This is a genomic window from Pseudomonas abietaniphila (genome assembly GCF_900100795.1).
Classification (GTDB): domain Bacteria; phylum Pseudomonadota; class Gammaproteobacteria; order Pseudomonadales; family Pseudomonadaceae; genus Aquipseudomonas; species Aquipseudomonas abietaniphila.
This window is the reverse complement of the sequence record NZ_FNCO01000027.1, coordinates 17,863-37,935: the sequence shown is the minus strand read 5'-3', so window position 1 is coordinate 37,935 and position 20,073 is coordinate 17,863. Positions and strand designations below refer to the sequence as shown.

Genomic DNA, 20,073 nt, shown 5'->3' with positions numbered 1-20,073 from the left:
ATTGGGCTCGCCTGACCACCCAGCCTATTGAGCTAGGCAGGAGGTGTTCCATGAGGTGGATTACCCGTGAACGACCCAAGATCGATCGGGTTGCTTGTCCTTGGCTGATCACTCGCTTTATCGATCCACAGGCCGAGTTCTTGTACGTACCCAGCGGTGATGTGCTGCGGATTGCAGCTGAGAAAGATGCGACACCCTACGACATTCCGGGCGTAGAGCTTACCCATGAGGGTGAGTTGTGCAGCTTCGACGCGTTTGTGAAGAAGTACCAGCTCAATGAGCCCGCCTTGCAGCAGCTCGCGAAGATCGTGCGGGGAGCAGATACCTCTCGTCTGGATCTGACGCCACAATCGGCTGGGCTGTACGCCATCTCACTGGGGCTGTCGCAGCGATATTCCGATGATCATGAAATGCTTTCGCATGGACTGATCCTGTACGACGCGCTTTATGCCTGGTGCAAGGAATGCCAAGGTGAATCGCACAACTGGCCTCCTCAAATGTAAAGAGACCAGCTCGCACTGAAGCCCAGCCTAGCGCTGGGCTTTTGCCGTTTAGTGGCAGTGGTAGTCGTTCGTTTTATGGTTGCGATGGCAACCTTTTGAATCAGTACCACCACTATGCGCGAAGGCAGCAGCGGACGAAATCGAAAGTAAAGCGGCGATCAAAAGGGCAGACAGTTTCATCAGGGCTTGCTCCATGCTCATGTTTTTATACTCGTGAGACCTCTCACGCCTTGCAGAGTATGGCCAATTGCCTTCATCGAGCAAGCAACTTCCTCGCTGTTTCCCTGACATTCGATGAAAGGCTGAGTGCCTATTTCTTGAGCTGTCCCCGCCTCTAGTTTAGGATGTTGTGATATCCCCCTAGGGAGGATATAAGAACATCTATAAACGAGAAACTCGTTGCTCTCTTTCTTCGAGAAATGCTCGACAATCTAGTGGTCACACGCCTCTCCATGTGAGATTTCTCATGCTGAAAATCCTAGCCAACCGCACCTACCGTCATCTCTTTCTCGCCCAAGTAATCGCGCTCGTAGGGACTGGACTCGCCACCGTCGCGCTGGGGCTACTGGCATTCGATCTTGCGGGCGCCCAAGCGGGCGCCGTCCTCGGTACAGCCTTGGCGATTAAAATGACGGCCTACATCGGCGTGGCGCCGATTGCCGCCGCTTTTGCAGAACGCCTACCCCGTCGAGCGATGCTGGTCTCGCTGGATTTGATACGTGCCGTGGTTGCACTGGCGTTGCCGTTCGTGACCGAAGTCTGGCAAATCTATGTGCTGATTTTCGTCCTTCAGTCCGCCTCGGCAGCGTTCACTCCGACGTTCCAGGCGACCATTCCAGACATACTGCCGGATGAGGACGATTACACCCGCGCCTTGTCGCTATCACGTCTCGCCTACGATCTTGAAAGTGTCGCCAGCCCAATGCTCGCCGCCGCGTTGCTGACCGTGATCAGCTTCCATAACCTGTTCGCCGGCACCGTCATCGGGTTCCTTGCCTCAGCGGCCTTGGTCGCCACAGTACTCCTGCCAAAGGCGAAACCGACGCCACGACGCAGCATCTACGAACGAACCACTCGTGGCCTGCGCATATTCCTGGCCACTCCTCGCTTGCGGGGGCTGCTGGCTCTCAATCTGACGGTAGCGGCTGCTAGTGCAATGGTCATCGTCAACACCGTAGTGCTGGTGCAGTCGCGCTTCGCTCTGCCTCAGAGTTCTACGGCATTAGCGCTGGCTGCGTTTGGTGGCGGCTCGATGGTCGCTGCCCTGGTCTTGCCTCGATTGTTGAAAAACATCAAAGACCGAACGGCCATGCTGTTTGGCGGAGGCATATTGGTCGCAGGCTTAGCGGTTGGCATCAACCTGACCACCTACAACTTTCTGCTGCCGCTGTGGATGGTGCTTGGGGTGGGCTACTCCTTGGCCCAGACTCCGAGCGGTCGACTGTTGCGTCGCTCTGCACATGCCGAAGATCGCCCGGCGTTGTTTGCCGCCCAATTTGCGCTATCCCATGCCTGCTGGTTGATTACCTACCCATTGGCGGGATGGCTGGGTGCCAACATCAGCCTCACGGCCTCGTTTGTTGGGCTCGTTGTCGTGGCAGGTAGCGCATTGGCGGTCAGCATCGTGATCTGGCGTCCGGCCCATGATCAAGAGAGTATCAGGCACAGCCATGAGAATCTGTCGGATGACCATACTCACCTGGACGGACACAGCGGCACCGATCATGAACATCCATATGTCATTGATGATCAACATCGTCGCTGGCCGAATAGGTAACCGCGTCAACACCTGCTTTAAGGCTGCTCCAGGCAAACTGCATGATTGGCCGCCAAAATCTGAAGAGACCAGCTCGCCCTGAAAGTCAGCCTGGAGCAGGCCGGTTCCTCGAAGCACTGCCGTGGGAGTACTGCGTGCTGCAAAGCAACGGCAGATATGCACTCCATCGCTCAATCCAGAATTCACGGATCGACTTGAACATGCCGGCTGATCGGTATGTTATTATGTAACTATAAAAATCAATGAGTGATGCCGCCTTGCCTCGCCTCTCTTCCCTTTTGCCCGCCGTGACCCTGACTTGGTTGGTGGCCGCCTCGGCCTTCGCCGAACCCCGTGTTCTAACCAGCATCAAACCGCTGCAACTCATTGCTGCGGCCGTGCAGGACGGTGTCGGGACACCTGATGTGTTACTACCAGCCGGTGCTTCACCTCACCATTACACGTTACGTCCTTCGGACTTGCGTCAGGTAAAAGAAGCAGACCTGGTTTACTGGATCGGGCCAGACTTGGAGGGCTTTCTGCCTACCGTACTTGAGGGCCGAAAGGGCAAGAGCGTGGCTGTGCAGGACATGCAGGGGCTGCACCTAAGGCATTTTGGCGAGGAGCATCGACATGACGACGAGCCTGTCGGAGATCAATCTGAGGGGCATGATGCAAAAGAGCAGGCAACAGAATTGCAGGTCGATAATCATGACCAACTTCATCGACCCGGTGCACTGGATGCCCACCTCTGGCTGAGACCTGAGAATGCACGGTTGATCGCCAAACACATGGCTTCGGATCTGGCTCTTGTCGATCCAGGCAATGCCGCTCGCTACCAAGCAAATCTGGATGCCTTCGAGCAACGCTTAAAAACCCTCGATATCAAACTAAAAGCGCGCCTCAAGCCGCTGGAAGGCAAACCGTTCTTCGTCTTCCACCAGGCTTTCGACTACTTTGAGGAGGCCTACGGATTGCAGCACACTGGAGTTTTCGCAATCAACGCCGAGGTCCCGCCTGGTGCACGCCACGTCGCAGAGATGCGAGAGCGCCTCAAGGCTGCTGGACCTACCTGTATATTTAGCGAACCACCCATGCGTCCACGTCTGGCGCAAACCTTGAGCGATGGCCTGCCAGTGCATTTTGCCGAACTAGATGCGCTGGGCTTTGGTCTAAAACCCTTGTCCAACAACTACGAGCAATTGCTGATGAATCTCAGCGATGGTCTTGCTGGGTGTCTTGATCAACTTTGAAATGGAATTATGCATACGATTGAGCCGAACTGGATGATGATCGGCACAATATTTCGGGCCATAGGTCATCGCCTTTTCAGTGAAGATACGCATCTATGGCTTTGATGGGATTGCCAGACATGTCCTGCGTCAGCTTCTGCGCGGCCTCAATCTCTTGTGGCGTCATTGAAGCGGTAATCCTATCGCGCTCTTCTAACGCAATGCTGTCAGGAGCGCTCGCGGCCGCCAGGCTAAAGAGCGCATAAGCTACCACGTGATTCTGCGGCACCCCATAACCATTGGCGTATAGCACTCCGAGGTTGGATCGAGCGAGGGCTGCCCCCTGCTCGGCAGCGAGGCGATACCACTTGATGGCCTCCTTGAAGTCCTGCGGCACGCCTTTGCCCTGGACGTACATCATTCCGAGGTTGGATTGTGCGGCAGCGTTGCCCTGTTCAGCTAAAGGTCGCCATTCACGTAAAGCGGCGGTGAAATCTCCTCGCTGAAAAGCCGAGAAACCTTCATCGAAACCTGCATAGACCGTGTTCAGAACACCAAGCAGCACAAGGTAAACTGGTACATGGCGGGCGTGCATGGCGAATCCTGATTTTGTCTTGGAGCACTATCGATAATCCTAGCAAAGAATCCACCCGTCACCTTTAAGCCATGATCCGTATACCTACTTAAGGGATGTGCTGGCGTGGCCTCCTCTACCGCGAGCGAGTGAAATTGAAGAATTGCCGCCGCATAAGTGCGAACCACAAGGGCGGCCCAAGGTTGCCGTGCGCTCAGGTACTACTAAATTGAGGTTTTTGGCCAGACCAGTAAATTCGGTTCATGGGCGAGTGCCTTTCCCTTAGCGGCCGAGTCAAAGTTCAACTATGACGCCATACTTTTACCGAGGAAATCAGGAGAATGGCGGCGAGCAACGGGAGGAGATATGTTGTCGGGATCAGACCTAGTAATTGCCCGCCGATGAATGTTCCTATGATGGAACCCGCTGCCATGACCAGTATGAATGGCCGTTGAGCGCGGATTATCGAAAAGCTCTGGTCGCGGCTGTATCGCGTGAAACCCACAATCATTGTGGGCAGGCTCACAGCAAGTGAAAGACTGCCAGCGAGCTTGATGTCAGCACCGAATAGTAGAACGATTGTGGGTATTAACAACTCACCGCCAGCAACCCCCATCAATGCAGCAACTACTCCGATACCGAAGCCAACCACGATCCCGACTATAGCCAGTGTCTCGCCTTGAAGCAGGGCGACCCCAGTTGCGCTTGCCTCATGGCCGAACAGCAAAGCAACAGCGATGCCTACGAGCAGCACTGCCAAAACGCGGTACAAGGTTTTACTCTTGAGCTTGGTTGCCCATCCCGCTCCAAACCAAGCACCCGCAAGGCTTCCAGCCAGAAGCGTGACGATGATGTCCCACCGTTCAAAGACCGCAGAGTAGGGAACGCTGAATGCGCGAAATGGAAGAGCTGTGGCTACCACCACGAGGCTCATGGCCTTGTTGAGAATGACAGCCTCCAACGCACCGAAACCAAACAATCCGATGAGTAGTGGCAGCCTGAACTCTGCGCCACCCAAGCCAATCAGCCCACCTAGGGCACCGATAATAGTGCCGCTACCAAATACTATTGGTTTGTTTTTTTCTCTACTTGAGGTCATTGCTCATTTTTCTTTTCAGCGCCCTGAAACTACAAAGCTAGACTAGGATCTTTCCTGGTCCTTCTGCCAAGCTAGATAAGTGTTCACTGGAGGGCGTCGGCTGAAGTGTTGCCGTAGCCCATCAAACAAAGAGTTCGCCAACGCTTGCTGATGGCGTGCGCTGACTAACCGCTGGCAGTCCTGTGCGTTAGGGATGGTCTGAAGTAGCCATGTATTTCCCCGGCATACCACCTAGCGCAACTTTTAAACTCGCCAAATGATCAAAAAACAATCAATTCGACGAGTATTTCTTACGTTTTCGCCACCCGGACCCCACTCCGGTGGCCATTTCCCGCATTACAGGCGCACCTCTCCTGCATTCGTCAGTAAATGTCGGCGCGCCATCCACAGGTTCGACAGAGCGAACAGTGTCACCAGTTGCGCCGTGTTTTTGGCCAAGCCGCGAAAGCGCACCTTGGTGTAACCGAACTGGCGCTTGATTACCCGGAACGGATGCTCGACCTTGGCGCGCACCTGAGCCTTGGCCTTTTCAATCTTGCGCTTGGCTTTGTACAGCACGCTGCGCTTATCGAGTTTTTTGTAGGTGCTGCGGCGTGCCGCCACCTGCCAGATAACTTCACGTCCTTCATGCTCGGGCCGCTTTTCGACACCGGTGTAGCCTGCATCGGCGCAGACCACGTTTTCGTCGCCATGCAGCAATTTGTCCACCTGGGTGACATCCGCCACATTGGCCGCCGTGCCCACTACGCTGTGCACCAGACCCGATTCGTCATCGGCGCCGATGTGGGCCTTCATGCCAAAATAATACTGGTTTCCCTTCTTGGTCTGGTGCATTTCCGGGTCGCGCTTGCCGTCCTTGTTCTTGGTCGAACTGGGCGCATTGATCAGCGTTGCATCGACGATGGTGCCCTGGCGCAGCGACAGGCCGCGGTCGCCCAGATAGCCATTGATGACAGCGAGGATGCCGGCCGCCAGCTCGTGTTTCTCCAGCAAGCGGCGGAAGTTGAGAATGGTGGTTTCGTCGGGGATGCGCTCCAGGTTCAGCCCGGCAAACTGGCGCAGGATCGTGGTTTCGTACAGCGCTTCCTCCATCGCTGGATCGCTGTAGCCGAACCAGTTCTGCAGCAGATGCACACGCAGCATCGCCATCAACGGGTAGGCCGGACGGCCACCTTCACCTTTCGGATAATGTGGCTCGATCAAAGCAATCAAGCCCTTCCACGGCACCACCCGATCCATCTCGATCAGGAACAACTCCATGGGGTTTGCTTGCGCTTGCCAGCGTACTCGGCGTCGGCGAAGGTCATCTGCTTCATCGGGAAACTCGGTGGGTGGGGTCGCGGTATTTTGCCAAATCAGAAAGTCTTTTTCAGAGTTTCCCTAGGCTGACAAGCCAAGCGCTGGATCGCAACCATCCATCACCTTATCCAGCTAGATCTGCCTCCTCCAATAAGTGCCGCACAAATCCCGGCGGGTGCAGATTTCCGGGAGGTTTGCGCCAGATCAGTTGGAGACGCTTTTCAAGCCCCGGGATGGGAAGAGCTACCAGCGCGCCACTGCGAACTTCGTCTTGTACTGCGGAAGCCATCACCAACGACACGCCGAGTCCCGCCCTCACTGCTTGTTTGACTGCCTCGGTGCTGCCTAGCTGCATACCGCTGCGAGGCACGCCCAGTTCGCCAAAGTATTCGGTCAGAAGCCGTCCGGTACCGCTACCCGGTTCACCTCCCAGCATCGGCAGGTCCACCAGACGATCACGTTCTATGCACCCTGCTTCAGCCAGCGCATGGTCGGGGCTGACGATAAGCACCAGCGGCTCGACCCGCCAGAGGCGGTGTTCGAAGTCGGGGTGAGGTAGCCACCATTCCATGATCGCGGCGTCGAGCTGGCCCGCCAGTAGCTGGTCGGCCACATCCGGGTTGGCGGCGATGCGCAGATCCACCTCGCCCCTCTCATTTGCGGTCGTCAGATAGTTGCGCACGAATGGCTGGAGAAGGTAGGTGCCGATGTTGGAGCTGGCCCCGACGCGCTCACGATTGCCATGCAGGGCTTCTAGCGCCCGGGCGTGCATGTCGAGCAAGGCGGTCGCATGCGGCATGAAGGCCAGCGCCCGTGTGGTAGGCTGGCAGCCGCTACGACTGCGCTGCACCAGCGTTACGCCGACCTGCTCTTCAAGCTTCTGCAAGTGCTGCGACACCGTCGGCTGGGCCAGCCCCAACGCCCTCGCCGCGCTCTGAAAACTGCCTGTTTGAACGATCGCTACCAGGCTCTTCAGCCAGACCGGATTCAACATGCGGCAGGCTCGGCCTTGGGCAGACGGTTCGCAGCGTTGATTGGGCGCGCACCTGCCAATACCTGGATGATGTTCTGCGCTGCACAACGTTCAATCTCCAGGCGCACCGCGCGCACTGCCGACCCTATGTGCGGAGTGAACAGCGTATTCGGATGCGCGAGCAGCGCAGGATCGATCAGCCGCGGCCGGTCCGCGCGAGCCCAGTCTTCCATTTCGAATACATCCGCCGCATACCCGCCGAGCTGGCCTCGCTCAAGCGCCGCGAGCACGGCGGCTTCATCCACTACCGAACCACGACAGGGGTTTACAAGCAGAGCGCCCGGCCGTACGAGGGCAAGCAGCTCGGCGTTGACCAGATGCTGGGTATCGGCATTCAAGGGAAGCGCCAGCAGGATGAAGTCCGAGCTGGCGAAGAGTTCGCTGCACGCCACCTGGCGCAGGCCGAGCCGTTGCTCGGTTTGTGTATCCAGAGCCTTCGCCTCGTGGTACTGCAGGGTCGCGCCCCATCCCTGCAAGCGATCAGCCATGGCCAGTCCGATGGCGCCCATGCCAAGGATGCCGACCGTAGCGTTATCCAGCCCCGTGCCGTAGAACTGTGGTTGCCAGCCCTGGAACTCGCCAGAGCGGACGAACGCATCTGCTGCCCGCAGATGCCGCCCCAGCCCCACCGCCAGTCCGATCGCCAGCTCGGCAGTCGGGACCGTCAACAGATCAGGCACGAAGGTCAGCCAGACCCCGCGGGCAGTACAGGCGTCCACATCGAAATTGTCGAAGCCCTTGAGCGCGCAGCCGACTACACGCAGCTCAGGGCAGGCTTGAAGAAAGTCTGCATCGACCCGATCGGGCATGAACGCCATCATCGCCTGAGCATCGCGGCAGCGGCGCAGAATTTCCTCGCGCGTCAGCGTGCTGTCGGTCTGGTTGGTCATCAGCTCGCAATGTGGCGCCAGCAGTTGCAGGATCTCATCGTGTACTCGGTGAGTTATAACGAGTTTCGGCAGCATGGTTTGTCCTATTTGAAACGTTTGCGCAGCACGCCACTGAAGGCGTCTACTAGCGTGACCATGGCCAGGATGACCAGCAGGATTGCTGCAACCTCCTGGTACTGCATGATGCGCAGCGAGCCCATGAGTTCGAAGCCGATACCGCCGGCGCCAACCATGCCCATCACGGTGGAGGCGCGAAAGTTGTATTCCCAGCGGTAGATCGCCACGTCGGCGAACTGCGGCGTCACCTGTGGCAAAACCGCGTGCAGCAGCACTTGCATCGGCGTAGCCCCCGCCGCCCGAGCGGCTTCCACCGGCGCTTCGTCGACGTGCTCGATGGCCTCGGCGAAGAACTTGCCGACCATGCCGACCGAATGCAGACCCAGGGCAAGCACGCCCGGCAAGGCGCCGAACCCTACGGCTGCAACGAAGATGATGCCCATGATCAGCTCCGGCACCGACCGCAGGGCATTGAGCAGCACCCGGGCAACACCGAACACAAGGGGGTGCGGCGCCGTATTGCGCGCTGCAACGAAGGCCACCACCAGCGAGAACACCACTGCGATGGCCGTACCGGCGATGCTCATCGCCAAGGTGTCGATCAAGGGGCGAATCCAGCTTCGATAGCCCGAAAAGTCTGGCGGCATGGCCTCGCCTGCCAGGGTCGCGATGGAGGGCAGCCCGTTCAGCAGCGTGGTGGCATCGAGCAGCCCCACGTACCAGCAGGCCAACAGCACCACTCCGAATACAATCGCCACCTGCCCCAGCTGGCGCCACCAACCGAGGCCGAAGCCTCGAAGGATGTGCTCGCGTTGCTCTGCAGGCAGCGCCTGCACGTCGTAATGAGTAGACATATCGGTGCTCACATCGTGGCGAAGTCGAGGCCGAGCAGCGATCCCATGTTGCGGATCACATCGTAGTCGGCGTCGGTGATTGGCGCGAAGGCCTCGGCCTTGAAGTTGCGCAGCACTTCGGGATCGTCGATACCGACGAATACATCCCGCACCTTGGTTTTCAGCTCGGGGCTCAGGTTCGAGCGCATCGCCCAGGGGTACTGGGGGTATTCGCCGCTGTAACCAAGTACTTTCACCTTGCTCGGATCGATTAGGCCACGTTCGGCTACGTGATTGAAAATTACCTCCGACAGCCCACCCGCATCGGCGTTGCCGTTCGCCACGTTGACGGCAACGGCGTCATGCGTGCCCACAAAATGTTGTTCGTAGTCCTGCCCACCCGTCAAATCGGCCGTCTCAAGAAGCACGGTTTTGGGAATCAAATGGCTGGACGTCGATGCCCGGTCACCATAGGCCATCTTCTTGCCCTTAAGGTCGGCATACTCATTCACGCCTGACGCCACATTGGCGATAATCACCGAGCGATAGGTCGGCTTGCCGTCGATGACCATGGCAGCGAAGGGCTCGATGTCGCTTTTGCTTTTGGCCATGACGTAGGACAGCGGACCGAAATACGCCAGGTCGATACGGCCAAAGCGCATCGCCTCAATCATCGAGGAATAGTCGGTGGTTACGATCAGCTGCACCTTCTTGTCCAGATGCTCTTCCAGATAATCCTTCAGCGGCTGGTTACGCTTGATCAGCTCGGAGGCGTTTTCGTCCGGCAGCAGGGCAACCTTTAGCACATCCGGATCGGCATCGGCCGCTAGGGCGGACAAACTTGAAACAGCGGACAGCAAGCAAGTCAATAAGAGCGCGGATAAGCGTTTCATCGGGACATCTCCAGTGAAGGTTCGAGCATGACAGGTGGTTCAGCCGGAGCATTCGCTGGCTGAGTCGTAGAGCGGCCTGCATAGATGCGCTCAAGCTGCGCATCGGTGAGTTCCGAGGGCGCGGCATCGAAAACGATCTGAGAATCGGCCAGCCCGACGACGCGATCGGCGAAGCGGCGGGCATATTCGAGTTGATGCAGCGAAACGATGGCGGTGATGCCGTCTTCCTTGCAGATGTCGCGCAGCAATCCGAGAACACGGACCGAAGTGGCCGGGTCGAGACTGGCTACCGGCTCATCGGCCAGAATGATCGCCGGCTGTTGCGCTAGCGCACGCGCGATGCCTACCCGCTGCTGCTGGCCACCGGACAGTTTGTCCACCCGGCTTAGCGCCTTGTCTGCCAGACCGACCCGAGCGAGGCAACTGAGCGCAATCTCCTGATCGGCACGCGGCAGAGGAAACAGCGAGCGGAGCGTGTTGTGAAAGGCCAGCCGACCGGTAAGCACATTAGCCAGTGCGCTTTGACGTTCGATTAGCTGGTGGTGCTGAAAGATCATGGCGGTACGCCGACGATGCTGACGCAAGGCCGAGCCGCTGCCGAGTTCACCGAGTTCGCTGGTGACACTGCCGCCAGTGGGCGTGACGAGTCGATTGAGACTACGGAGCAAGGTCGACTTGCCTGCGCCCGAGAGACCAAGCAGCACGGTGAACTCACCACGCCGAAATGCAATCGAGGTATCGCGTAGGGCTGTCACGCCGCCTGGATAGACGACGCTCAACCGGTCGACCCGCAGCACGGCGTCCTGTATCGGATGGGGCGTCATTTGATCACCTTTCGCAATATTGCTGGCCGCACAATTGCGGTTCGCGATGCAAAGGGTAGAAATTCCTTGTTACCGCACTGCTTCTAAAGGATGACATTTCGATGAATACTTCGAATCTGCCGTAGCGGGGCGGCAAGCGAAGCCGTGGAAGAACGGGCGCAACGTAGCGTCTTTCTTCACGCGGGATACAGGAGGCTTTGATTGATACTGCTGCGGATTCGCTACAGTAACGTTGGGCCAGAACGTAATGCCATCCAAGCAAGAGAGCGCACACTAGCGGACTATAGGAGACATTCTATTCTTGCCCGTCGATTGACCTAGGCCGTTATGTGGCTGGTCGAAACCTTCAGGTGCCGCCCAACTAGACGTCTGTTGTCGCGCCCAGCTTAATGCTAGGGAAACTCTGAAGAAGACTTCCAGATTTTGGCAAAATACCCGGATTCCACCCACCGAGTTTCCCGATGAAGCAGATGACCTTCGCCGACGCCGAGTACGCCGGTAAGCGCAAACAAACCCGCAAAGAGTTGTTCCTGATCGAGATGGATCGGGTGGTGCCGTGGAAGGGTTTGATTGCCTTGATCGAGCCGCATTATCCCAAGGGTGAAGGCGGTCGTCCGGCCTATCCGCTGATGGCGATGCTGCGCGTGCACCTGATGCAAAACTGGTTCGGTTACAGCGATCCAGCGATGGAAGAGGCGCTGTACGAGACCACCATCCTGCGCCAGTTCGCGGGGCTGAGCTTGGAGCGTATCCCCGATGAAACCACCATCCTCAACTTCCGTCGTTTGCTGGAGAAGCACGAACTAGCCGCCGGCATCTTGGCTGTCATCAATGGCTATCTGGGCGACCGAGGGCTGTCGCTGCGCCAAGGCACGATCGTCGATGCCACGCTGATCAATGCGCCGAGTTCGACCAAGAACAAGGACGGTAAGCGCGACCCGGAAATGCATCAGACCAAGAAGGGTAACCAGTACTGTGTGTCACGAACACAGGTCAGATGACCTGTGCTGCTGTGCCGAAGATGGAAGTAGGCCTTCCGAAGTCGGCTTGCAGGAGCGGACTTCAAACCACCCGGTGCTGCTGCATCCAAAAGGTGTGGTGGTGAGCGACCGAGGAAAAGTCATCCCTGAGGATGGCAGGTGAGTATGGAGAAGATGAGCGAAAGCAAACCGTCCGATGACGCATCGTTATGCCCAAGGTGCTGCCGAAACTGAGGTGGAGTACTGGCTTCAGGACAAGTCGGGGCGTTACCTGCTTACGGACCCGATGGCAGCCGGTGTATAGGCGGCATGATCTTCATACAGGCTTTGGTACGGAACGTGAGAACCTTGTTCCAGATGCGAAGGAAAATGACAAATGGCCAACACCATGAGGAAGAATACCGATGCTGGAACGAGGGGCGGAGCCTCCCGTAGTAGCGATGAAGCCTCTGTAATGGAGGTGGAGCGAAGGGGCGGCGTTATCCGGCCGACGAGCGTTGCCAACCTCCGGGGATGAGTGGCGTGAGCTCGGCGAAACCTTATGACATAGCGAAACGCACGGTATGGGACGCCTACCAGCAGGTCAGGGCCAACCGCGGTGCTGCCGGCATCGACGATGAAACCATCGCCGATTTCGAGCGGGATCTGTCTAAGAATCTCTACAAGCTGTGGAATCGGATGTCGTCGGGGTCGTACTTCCCGCCTCCGGTCAAGCAAGTAGAAATTCCCAAGGCATCGGGAGGCACGCGCAAGCTGGGAGTGCCCACGGTTGGTGATCGTGTCGCGCAAACCGTGGTCAAGCTTCTCATCGAGCCGGAGCTGGACTCGATCTTCCACTCGGACTCCTATGGGTACCGGCCGGGACGATCAGCGAAGCAGGCGGTGGCGATCACGCGTGAGCGCTGCTGGCGATACGACTGGGTGGTGGAGTTTGATATCAAGGCAGCCTTCGATCAGATCAATCATGGGTTGCTGATGAAGGCGGTGCGCCTGCACATCAAGGAGGACTGGATACTTCTGTACATCGAGCGGTGGCTGGTTGCGCCGTTCGAAACGGATCACGGTATGCGCGTCCGACGCGAACGCGGCACCCCGCAAGGTGGAGTGATCAGTCCCCTCCTGATGAATCTGTTCATGCACTATGCCTTCGACACCTGGATGCAACGTACCAGCCCCAACTGCCCGTTTGCCCGCTACGCCGATGATGCGGTGGTGCACTGCCGCAGTCGAAAGCAAGCGGAGTACGTGATGCGCTCCATTGCTTCACGGCTGGCTGCCTGTGGCTTGACGATGCACCCCGAGAAATCGAAGGTCGTGTACTGCAAGGACAGTAACCGTCGCGCAGGTTATCCGCATGTGAGCTTTACCTTCCTCGGCTTCACCTTTAGGCCGAGGAAGGCGCTCAGCAAACAAGACCAGCTCTTCACGAGCTTCCTTCCGGGAGCGAGTGCGGATGCCTTAAAGCGGATGCGGCAAGCGGTACGCAGGTGGCGACTCAATCGCCAAACCCACGTGACGCTGGTCGACGTGGCTCGGCTCTACAATCCAGTGATACAGGGGTGGTCGCAATACTATGGCTCGTTCTATCGGACAGCCATGCTTGGCATCTTCCAGCACATTGACCGCGCGCTTGAACGCTGGGCCCGACGAAAATACAAGGCTCTTCATAGGCGCAAGCGGCGCATTAGCCAATGGCTGGACAAGATGCGGACTGTGGTACCCCGGCTGTTTCATCACTGGCGAGTGACCGGGCAGCAAGGTTGGATAACGGGAGCCGTATGACGCGAGAGTGTCACGTACGGTTCTGCGAGCGGCTGCGGGGGCAGTTCCCGCGGCCGACTCACCACTTCGGCATGAAGGCGCACATCGGTGTCGATGATGAGTCGGGCTTGGTGCACAGCGTGGTGGGCACGGCGGCCAACGTGGCCGATGTCACCCAGGTCGATAAGCTGCTGCACGGCGATGAGAACATGGTCGGTGCCGACGCGGGTTACACCGGCGTCGAGAAACGCCCTGAACATGAAGGCCGGGGGGGCATCTGGCAGATCGCCGCCCGCCGTAGTACTTACAAGAAGCTTGATAAGCGCAGTGCTTTGTACAAAGCCAAGCGCAAGATTGAGAAGGCCAAGGCTCAGGTACGAGCCAAGGTCGAGCATCCGTTCCGGGTGATCAAGCGCCAGTTCGGTTATGTGAAGGTGCGCTTCCGTGGTCTGGCGAAGAACACGGCGCAACTGATGACGCTGTTCGCGCTGTCGAACCTGTGGATGGCGCGCCGACATTTACTGGCGAATGCAGGAGAGGTGCGCCTGTAATGTGGAAAATGGCTGCCGCGAGGTGCTCGCGGCGGCTAAAAACACAGAAATAAGCGGGTGATCTGAGCGTTTTTGATCGATTTGCCGCTTTTAAAATCGGCAGGGGCTGAAGTCAGCCAGAAATACACAACTACTTCAGACCATCCTTAGAGATGAATCCAGTTTCAACCAGGATTGACGGTACGTCTGGCGACTTAAGTACGGCAAAGCCCGCCTGCTCCACACGCTTCTGGTGCAAAGTGGTGATGCCCGCCAAACTTCTCAGTACGGAGTGGCCCAGTTCCAGGCTCGTTGCGACTGTAGCGCTCATCGACATGTCGAGAATCACTCCTGCCAGCATGGGGTCCTTATCTTTGAGTGCGAGGCTTTTGGTCGTACCGAGTAACTCGGCGCCGTTCTCCTTCTGCGCGAGCCAGCGCGCAGTAGTGGACGTGGCTCCACCTTCCGATAGCGCATAGATCGACGCTCCGGAGGCCGTGCGCCGAGGCGCGGCGTCCGCGTGTATGGAAATGAAGATATCGGCATTGTGTTGGCGAGCAATCTCCACCCGCTTGCGTAACGGTACGTAAACATCGCTGTCGCGTACGAGTCGCACGGTAAACCCCTTTTCCCGCTCGATCCGTTTGGCCAACTGCCGAGCAATTGACAGCACCACATCTTTTTCCCGCTCGCCATTGGCCCCGACTGCTCCAGGGTCTTTACCGCCATGCCCTGGGTCTACCACGACGATGATGTCGCGCTTTGGATGAGCCGAATCATTAAGCACAACCTGCGGTGCAGCCGGCTGTATTGCCGGGGATGCCGAGTTGGAAATATCCAGCACTAAGCGATGCCCCTGTGCCTGTTCAGGTGCCAGCATGAAGGTATTCAACTGCACGGGACCTATCAGGTCCAGGACAATCCGCGTTCCTGTACCTTGAGGCCCTGAACGTATAGCGCGGATTGGCATGTTACCCAGTTGCAGTTTGCTCAAATCAAAGGCAAGGCTGGTTCCCATCAGATCGAGAATCAACCGATCCGGCGCCGTCAGGGAGAAGGTCTTGTACTGTGCTGGACCACTTAGGTCTAGCACCAGCCGAAGCTTGTCGTCGGTGTTCCATAGCCGAACATTTAGGACTTGTGCGGCTTGTAAGCCCAAAGGTAAAGCAAAGGCAAAACCGGCCAAAAATAGATTGAGTAATGAACGTCTGTGCATCTCGTTTACCGTTTTTGGGGAGAGTCCTTTCTCTGCCATTCAGATTAAGAACCGTAGAGCTTGCAGAGCGGCAAGGTGTCCCGGATAAAACCAGTAGCCCCATTGCCGCACCGGCCAGACGTTGAAGGTGAACTTCTGATGCAGCAGCCAGAGTCCGATCAGCGGAGCGGCAAATGCAGTGCTCAAGGCCAGCAATGAGTGAATTTCAAGATCCATAGCCCTGGTCACGATGCTACTGCGGGTGTTGCTCAACAGGCATAGAACTGCTGGCAGCAACCAAAGAGCACCGGGCCTCTTGATCGCTAACAAGACAGCCGCAGGAACGAGCGCGCCGTATAGCCCGTACATCAACGGGTCATCCAGCACGTAGGCAATCGCGGCAGCCATCAAGGCCATAGCGCTGCTCAACAAGGTGCGATGTTGCCATCCCCAGGCAATCACCAGCCCCAATGCCAGGGTAACCAACACGTTGAATGATCCCGAGGTGCTGATATAGCGATAAGGCACTTCTGAAATGGCGGCGAACACCAGCATCAAGGCGAGGTAGCGTCCATTCGCGGCAGTCAGTAATTCGCCCGGTTTGGAGCGCGCCACGTTGGCAGCAATGGCGACACAGAACAGCGGAAAGGAAAGCCGCCCCAGAATGAACAGATTGCTCATCTCCGGCCACACCAACCGCAAGTGATCGATGACCATGGTCAGCATCGCCAGCCACTTGATCAGATCCAGGCTACTGCTTCGGCTCTTGAGTGAGGAATGCTGGGTTGTATGAGCAGTCGTCATGTCCACCCCAGTGTGACGGCGGTCAGCAAGAGATAACGCACGCCCTTGGCCATGGTGACGATCAGCAGGAAACTCCAGAATGGCTCGCGCATGACTCCGGCGACGACCGTCAGCGGATCGCCAATGATGGGCACCCAGCTCAGCAGCAACGACCAGCGCCCGTAGCGCAGGTAAGACTGCTGGGCCTTTTCGAGCTTGCTCTCGCTCACCGGGAACCATCGCTTGTAGCGAAATCGCTCGATAGAGCGACCCAGAATCCAGTTCAGCGCAGAGCCAAGAACGTTGCCGAAGGTGGCGACCGCCAATAGCGCAGAAGCAACGTATTGGTTGGAGAGCAACATCCCGACCAACACAGCTTCAGACTGCATGGGCAATAACGTGGCGGCACCGAATGCCGCCAGAAATAGACCAAAATAGCTGGCGAGTTCGAACACTTAAACGACGCCTTGGGCGCTCAAGCCGATCCAACCATGGAAGCCTACGTACAGACCAACACCGATTATCAACACGCTGGACAGGTACGGTGCACGACGAGCCACGGTGCCCAGCCACGGCCAGCGGTTGGAAGCCTGTTTAGCACCAATAGCCGCAGCAGCTCCCACCGCCACCAAGGTGATCGCCAAGCCGATGCTGAAGCACAGGACGAGTATGCCTCCCAGCGCGACTTCTTTAACCTGAAGACACAGCAACAGAACGGTGATGGCAGCCGGACAAGGAATCAAACCACCCGTCAAACCGAACATGACGATCTGGCCCGTGGTCACCTCACGATTCGTGAAGCGCTTACGGATATCGTTGGCATGTGCGCGTTCATGCGCATCCTGATAGCCATCAATTGACAACTCCAGACCTTCCAGTTCGGAATGCGCGTGCCCGTGATCATGCTCCTGGAACGCCAGATCGTAATCATGGGAGTGGCCCGCATGCCCAAGACTCAAGCGCGCACTGAACTCATGAGGCTCCGGGATATCGACTGCCGACTCCAGAAAGCCTTCGCGCTCGACGAAAGAGAACGATTGAGTGCTGCCGTCCGGACGAGTCGTCATTAGGCGAACATCCGATGTAGCCCAAGCGTGTCCGGTCAATGTTTTCAGGCGCCAATGCGGTGGCATACCTACTTCAAAAATCGACAGTTCGATGCGCCCGTGGCCGGTATCGATTCGATGGGTTTCATCATGATGGCCATGGTCATGCTCACCGTGGTGGTGGTCATCACCTTGCTCGAACTTGAACATCTGCTCACCGCGCCAGGTACGCCACAGCATCCAAAGAGCAACTACGATGATCAGTGCAGAGGACGCAAGCTGGAAGTACGGCTCAGTGGTTTGAGCGTCCAGACCTTTGCCCAGGTACATGCCGCCGATGGCGACCAACCACACCACGGCGGTGTGCGACAGCGTCGCGGCCAGACCCAACAAAACGGCCTGTTTAACCGAACCACGAATGGCCACGATGAAAGCGGCCATCATGGTTTTTGAATGGCCCGGTTCCAGGCCATGCAAGGCACCGAGCAAGATAGCGCTCGGGAAATACAGCCAGGCGTGTGTACCGCCCTGTTGCAGCAGTTCAGCAAAGTTGGGCATGTCAGACCTAGAGGTACTTGGTGATTTGTTTGAAGGCTTCCAACGGTGCGCGCTCGCCATTGTTCAAGGCTGAGACTGTGTCCTCCAGACAGTGATCAATGTGATCCTGGATGAGCGTGCGCTTCGCTTGACATACGGCTTTTTCGACCGCATGCAGCTGCTGAGCGATGTCCACGCACTGACGCCCCTCTTCAATCATGGTGATGATGCCGCGTAAATGGCCGTCCGCCCGTTTGAGACGCTTGATGATCGCCTCGTGACTTTGGTGAGTGTGGGGATGGCTGTGTTCGTTTTCACTCATGACTTGAGCCTCGGGCCTTAATGAATTACGCTGGCATCCTATCCCCCCTTAGGGGATGCGGTCAAACGCATCAAAGCCCTGAAAAACGAGTTGAAGCCCGATCACGATGTTCAGCAGAACACTGACAACAACGGTGGTATTCGCGCTTGTCCTCGCCATGTTTGTGGCCTGGGCCGGGCATACCTATACGTTGTCAGTGACGTCGAAACAGCCTGCTTGGGAGGTTGCGCAAGACGCCCATCACTCTCATGAAGAGCTGACTGAGATGTCGTGTGCGAGCTGCTCGGATCACTATCACTCCCCGCTGACCCCTGACCATCAGCACGAAACACCGCAGCTCACTTCACTGTTGATTTTGGCCGAACAACCCAAGCTATCGGTGCGGGTTGATGCCCCGCAATATGCAGTTCCCCCTCCGCCGATATTCTTGATCAAGCGTCCACCCCGTCCTTCGTTCGCATCCTGACCATGGCCGCGCAGCGGCCTTTGATCCCTCCAACGTAGGATTTATCCATGCATTCGCACTCGATGAGCGGCGTGGGCGCATTCACTGCGCCATCGCACCGCCCGCTACTGCTGTTGTTTTTACTTGTCGCTGCACTTTTCCTCGGGATGCCCGAGGCGATGGCTCACGCCGTCGCGGAAGGTGACAAGGGCTTTATCCAGGAAAGTTCCGGCGTCATGTTGCTGCCCTTCATCTACATGGGCGCCAAGCACATGATGACGGGCTACGATCACCTGCTGTTTCTGTTCGGGGTGATCTTCTTCCTTTACCGCCTGAAGGATGTGGGGCTCTACGTCACACTGTTCGCGGTAGGCCACTCGGTGACGTTGCTGCTGGGCGTGCTGACCGAGATCAGCATCAGCTCGTACATCATCGACGCCATCATCGGTTTTTCGGTGGTGTACAAGGCACTCGATAACTTGGGCGCGTTCCAGCGCTGGTTCGGTTTCCAACCCAATACCAAAGTGGCCACGCTGATTTTCGGCCTGCTCCATGGTTTCGGCCTGGCCACCAAAATCCAGGAGTACGAGATCTCGCCCGACGGGCTGATCCCCAACTTGCTTGCGTTCAACGTCGGCGTCGAGATCGGCCAGTTGCTGGCCCTTAGTGCGATTCTCATTCTGATGGGGTATTGGCGGCGCACCGCCAGTTTCTGGCGCCACGCCTATACCGCCAACGTCGCCATGATGAGTGCCGGTTTCCTGCTGATGGGTTACCAGATCACCGGCCTGTTTATCTCCGCCTAAGGAATTCTGACCATGTTCAATACTCCGCTTCCAACTGTTAATGAATTGCCCAGCACTCGCAAACTGGTTCGTTCGACTGTCATTGCACTGCTGACTGCTATTGGCCTGCTGATGACCGTTGTCATGCCTTCGGAATACGCCGTTGATCCTACGGGTGTGGGCCGCGCACTGGGTCTGACCCAAATGGGCGAATTGAAGATCATCCTTGCCCAAGAGGCGTTGGCGGATACAGCGCCGCCGCAAGCATTAGCTCCTAGTTCAGCTCCAGCTCCAGCTCCGCAGATTGCGCAAATCCAACCTGCTGCAATACCTGTGGCCCAATCAGCGTCGGCACCGACCCCAGCCATGAAGACGAATCAAATGACCGTCACGCTCAAACCAGGTGAAGGGACAGAGATCAAACTGGAAGTGCTGAAGAACAAGACTGTGAGTTATGAATGGACAGCGGCTGGTGGGCTTGTGAACTACGACACCCATGGCGAGCCCTACAACGGTGAAAAGGGTTACTTCCACAGCTACAACAAGGGCAAGCAGGTCAAAAGTAATAAAGGCGAATTCACCGCCATTTTTGACGGCACCCATGGTTGGTTTTGGCGTAATCGCAGCAATAACGACGTGACCATTTCGTTGAAGACGAGTGGTGATTACCTGAACGTCAAACAGTAATCCGACACA

At 57.3% G+C, this 20,073-nt stretch carries 20 protein-coding genes and 2 pseudogenes; 8 read left to right on the top strand and 14 right to left on the bottom strand.

The window, feature by feature from the left end; all coding sequences use genetic code 11:
• Positions 1-50 precede the first annotated feature (50 nt).
• Positions 51-503 carry a chromate resistance protein ChrB domain-containing protein gene (locus BLS87_RS31620; protein ID WP_019821364.1) on the top strand — a complete coding sequence of 151 codons (453 nt, stop codon included), beginning with the start codon at positions 51-53 and terminating at the stop codon, positions 501-503.
• A gap of 48 nt (positions 504-551) precedes the next feature.
• Here BLS87_RS31620 and BLS87_RS34005 read toward each other — a convergent pair whose 3' ends face one another.
• Positions 552-704 carry a YHYH domain-containing protein gene (locus BLS87_RS34005; protein ID WP_232925663.1) on the bottom strand — a complete coding sequence of 51 codons (153 nt, stop codon included), beginning with the start codon at positions 702-704 and terminating at the stop codon, positions 552-554.
• A gap of 265 nt (positions 705-969) precedes the next feature.
• Between BLS87_RS34005 and BLS87_RS31615 the strand changes: the two genes are divergently transcribed.
• Together BLS87_RS31615 and znuA are read left to right on the top strand one after the other, a co-directional pair.
• Entirely contained in the window at positions 970-2,280 is a 1,311-nt protein-coding gene (locus BLS87_RS31615) for an MFS transporter (protein ID WP_019821365.1), read from the top strand.
• A 242-nt stretch (positions 2,281-2,522) separates the two neighbouring features.
• Positions 2,523-3,512 (top strand): zinc ABC transporter substrate-binding protein ZnuA, encoded by a 990-nt coding sequence (znuA, locus tag BLS87_RS31610; RefSeq protein WP_019821367.1) that lies wholly within the window; start codon positions 2,523-2,525, stop codon positions 3,510-3,512.
• 76 nt (positions 3,513-3,588) lie between these two features.
• On the opposite strand, the gene BLS87_RS31605 is transcribed toward znuA, so the two are convergent.
• From BLS87_RS31605 to phnC, 8 genes are all read right to left on the bottom strand, one after another.
• Positions 3,589-4,086, bottom strand: a complete 498-nt coding sequence (locus BLS87_RS31605) for a tetratricopeptide repeat protein (RefSeq protein WP_019821370.1) — start codon at positions 4,084-4,086, stop codon at positions 3,589-3,591.
• Between the two features lie 280 nt (positions 4,087-4,366).
• The gene (locus BLS87_RS31600; protein WP_019821372.1) at positions 4,367-5,164 is read right to left on the bottom strand and encodes a sulfite exporter TauE/SafE family protein; all 798 of its coding nucleotides are present in this window, start codon (positions 5,162-5,164) and stop codon (positions 4,367-4,369) included.
• Positions 5,165-5,500: 336 nt separating this feature from the next.
• Positions 5,501-6,480 (bottom strand): IS5-like element IS1384 family transposase gene (locus BLS87_RS31595; protein WP_244165931.1). Its coding sequence is split into 2 segments (ribosomal slippage): positions 5,501-6,426 and positions 6,426-6,480, totalling 981 coding nucleotides; the frame shifts between segments, so codons are not numbered across the junction.
• A gap of 107 nt (positions 6,481-6,587) precedes the next feature.
• Entirely contained in the window at positions 6,588-7,457 is an 870-nt protein-coding gene (locus BLS87_RS31590) for a LysR family transcriptional regulator (protein WP_010466239.1), read from the bottom strand.
• On the bottom strand, positions 7,451-8,461 hold the full coding sequence (gene ptxD / locus BLS87_RS31585) for a phosphonate dehydrogenase PtxD (RefSeq protein WP_003118429.1): 1,011 nt from the start codon (positions 8,459-8,461) through the stop codon (positions 7,451-7,453). The genes BLS87_RS31590 and ptxD overlap by 7 nt, the downstream gene beginning before the upstream one ends.
• 8 nt (positions 8,462-8,469) lie before the next feature.
• A complete protein-coding gene (phnE, locus tag BLS87_RS31580; RefSeq protein WP_010466252.1) occupies positions 8,470-9,297 on the bottom strand; it encodes a phosphonate ABC transporter, permease protein PhnE in 828 nt (275 codons plus the stop codon).
• 8 nt (positions 9,298-9,305) lie between these two features.
• The gene (phnD, locus tag BLS87_RS31575) at positions 9,306-10,169 is read right to left on the bottom strand and encodes a phosphate/phosphite/phosphonate ABC transporter substrate-binding protein (RefSeq protein ID WP_010466255.1); all 864 of its coding nucleotides are present in this window, start codon (positions 10,167-10,169) and stop codon (positions 9,306-9,308) included.
• Positions 10,166-10,993 (bottom strand): phosphonate ABC transporter ATP-binding protein, encoded by an 828-nt coding sequence (gene phnC, locus BLS87_RS31570; protein ID WP_003118432.1) that lies wholly within the window; start codon positions 10,991-10,993, stop codon positions 10,166-10,168. The genes phnD and phnC overlap by 4 nt, the downstream gene beginning before the upstream one ends.
• 461 nt (positions 10,994-11,454) lie before the next feature.
• Here phnC and BLS87_RS31565 point away from each other — a divergent pair.
• The 3 genes and pseudogenes from BLS87_RS31565 to BLS87_RS31550 form a co-directional block, all read left to right on the top strand.
• Positions 11,455-11,967: pseudogene (locus BLS87_RS31565) on the top strand (IS5-like element ISPre1 family transposase); the annotation flags it as partial.
• Positions 11,968-12,486: 519 nt separating this feature from the next.
• Entirely contained in the window at positions 12,487-13,755 is a 1,269-nt protein-coding gene (gene ltrA / locus BLS87_RS31555) for a group II intron reverse transcriptase/maturase (protein ID WP_010466266.1), read from the top strand.
• Positions 13,756-13,814: 59 nt separating this feature from the next.
• A pseudogene (locus tag BLS87_RS31550) lies at positions 13,815-14,285 on the top strand (IS5 family transposase); the annotation flags it as partial.
• Positions 14,286-14,415: 130 nt separating this feature from the next.
• On the opposite strand, the gene BLS87_RS31545 reads toward BLS87_RS31550, so the two are convergent.
• Genes BLS87_RS31545 through BLS87_RS31525 form a run of 5 tightly spaced genes read right to left on the bottom strand, consistent with a single transcriptional unit; the run spans position 14,416 to position 18,147 of the window.
• Positions 14,416-15,480, bottom strand: a complete 1,065-nt coding sequence (locus BLS87_RS31545; RefSeq protein WP_041161326.1) for an N-acetylmuramoyl-L-alanine amidase — start codon at positions 15,478-15,480, stop codon at positions 14,416-14,418.
• Between the two features lie 39 nt (positions 15,481-15,519).
• Positions 15,520-16,263 carry a TraX family protein gene (locus BLS87_RS31540; RefSeq protein ID WP_024078238.1) on the bottom strand — a complete coding sequence of 248 codons (744 nt, stop codon included), beginning with the start codon at positions 16,261-16,263 and terminating at the stop codon, positions 15,520-15,522.
• Entirely contained in the window at positions 16,260-16,697 is a 438-nt protein-coding gene (locus tag BLS87_RS31535) for a YqaA family protein (protein ID WP_024078237.1), read from the bottom strand. The genes BLS87_RS31540 and BLS87_RS31535 overlap by 4 nt, the downstream gene beginning before the upstream one ends.
• A complete protein-coding gene (locus BLS87_RS31530; protein ID WP_024078236.1) occupies positions 16,698-17,846 on the bottom strand; it encodes a nickel/cobalt efflux protein RcnA in 1,149 nt (382 codons plus the stop codon).
• A gap of 7 nt (positions 17,847-17,853) precedes the next feature.
• The gene (locus BLS87_RS31525; protein ID WP_024078235.1) at positions 17,854-18,147 is read right to left on the bottom strand and encodes a metal-sensing transcriptional repressor; all 294 of its coding nucleotides are present in this window, start codon (positions 18,145-18,147) and stop codon (positions 17,854-17,856) included.
• Between the two features lie 513 nt (positions 18,148-18,660).
• Between BLS87_RS31525 and BLS87_RS31515 the strand changes: the two genes are divergently transcribed.
• A complete protein-coding gene (locus BLS87_RS31515) occupies positions 18,661-19,398 on the top strand; it encodes a HupE/UreJ family protein (protein WP_024078233.1) in 738 nt (245 codons plus the stop codon).
• Between the two features lie 12 nt (positions 19,399-19,410).
• The gene (locus BLS87_RS31510) at positions 19,411-20,064 is read left to right on the top strand and encodes a hypothetical protein (protein ID WP_024078232.1); all 654 of its coding nucleotides are present in this window, start codon (positions 19,411-19,413) and stop codon (positions 20,062-20,064) included.
• Positions 20,065-20,073 lie beyond the last annotated feature (9 nt).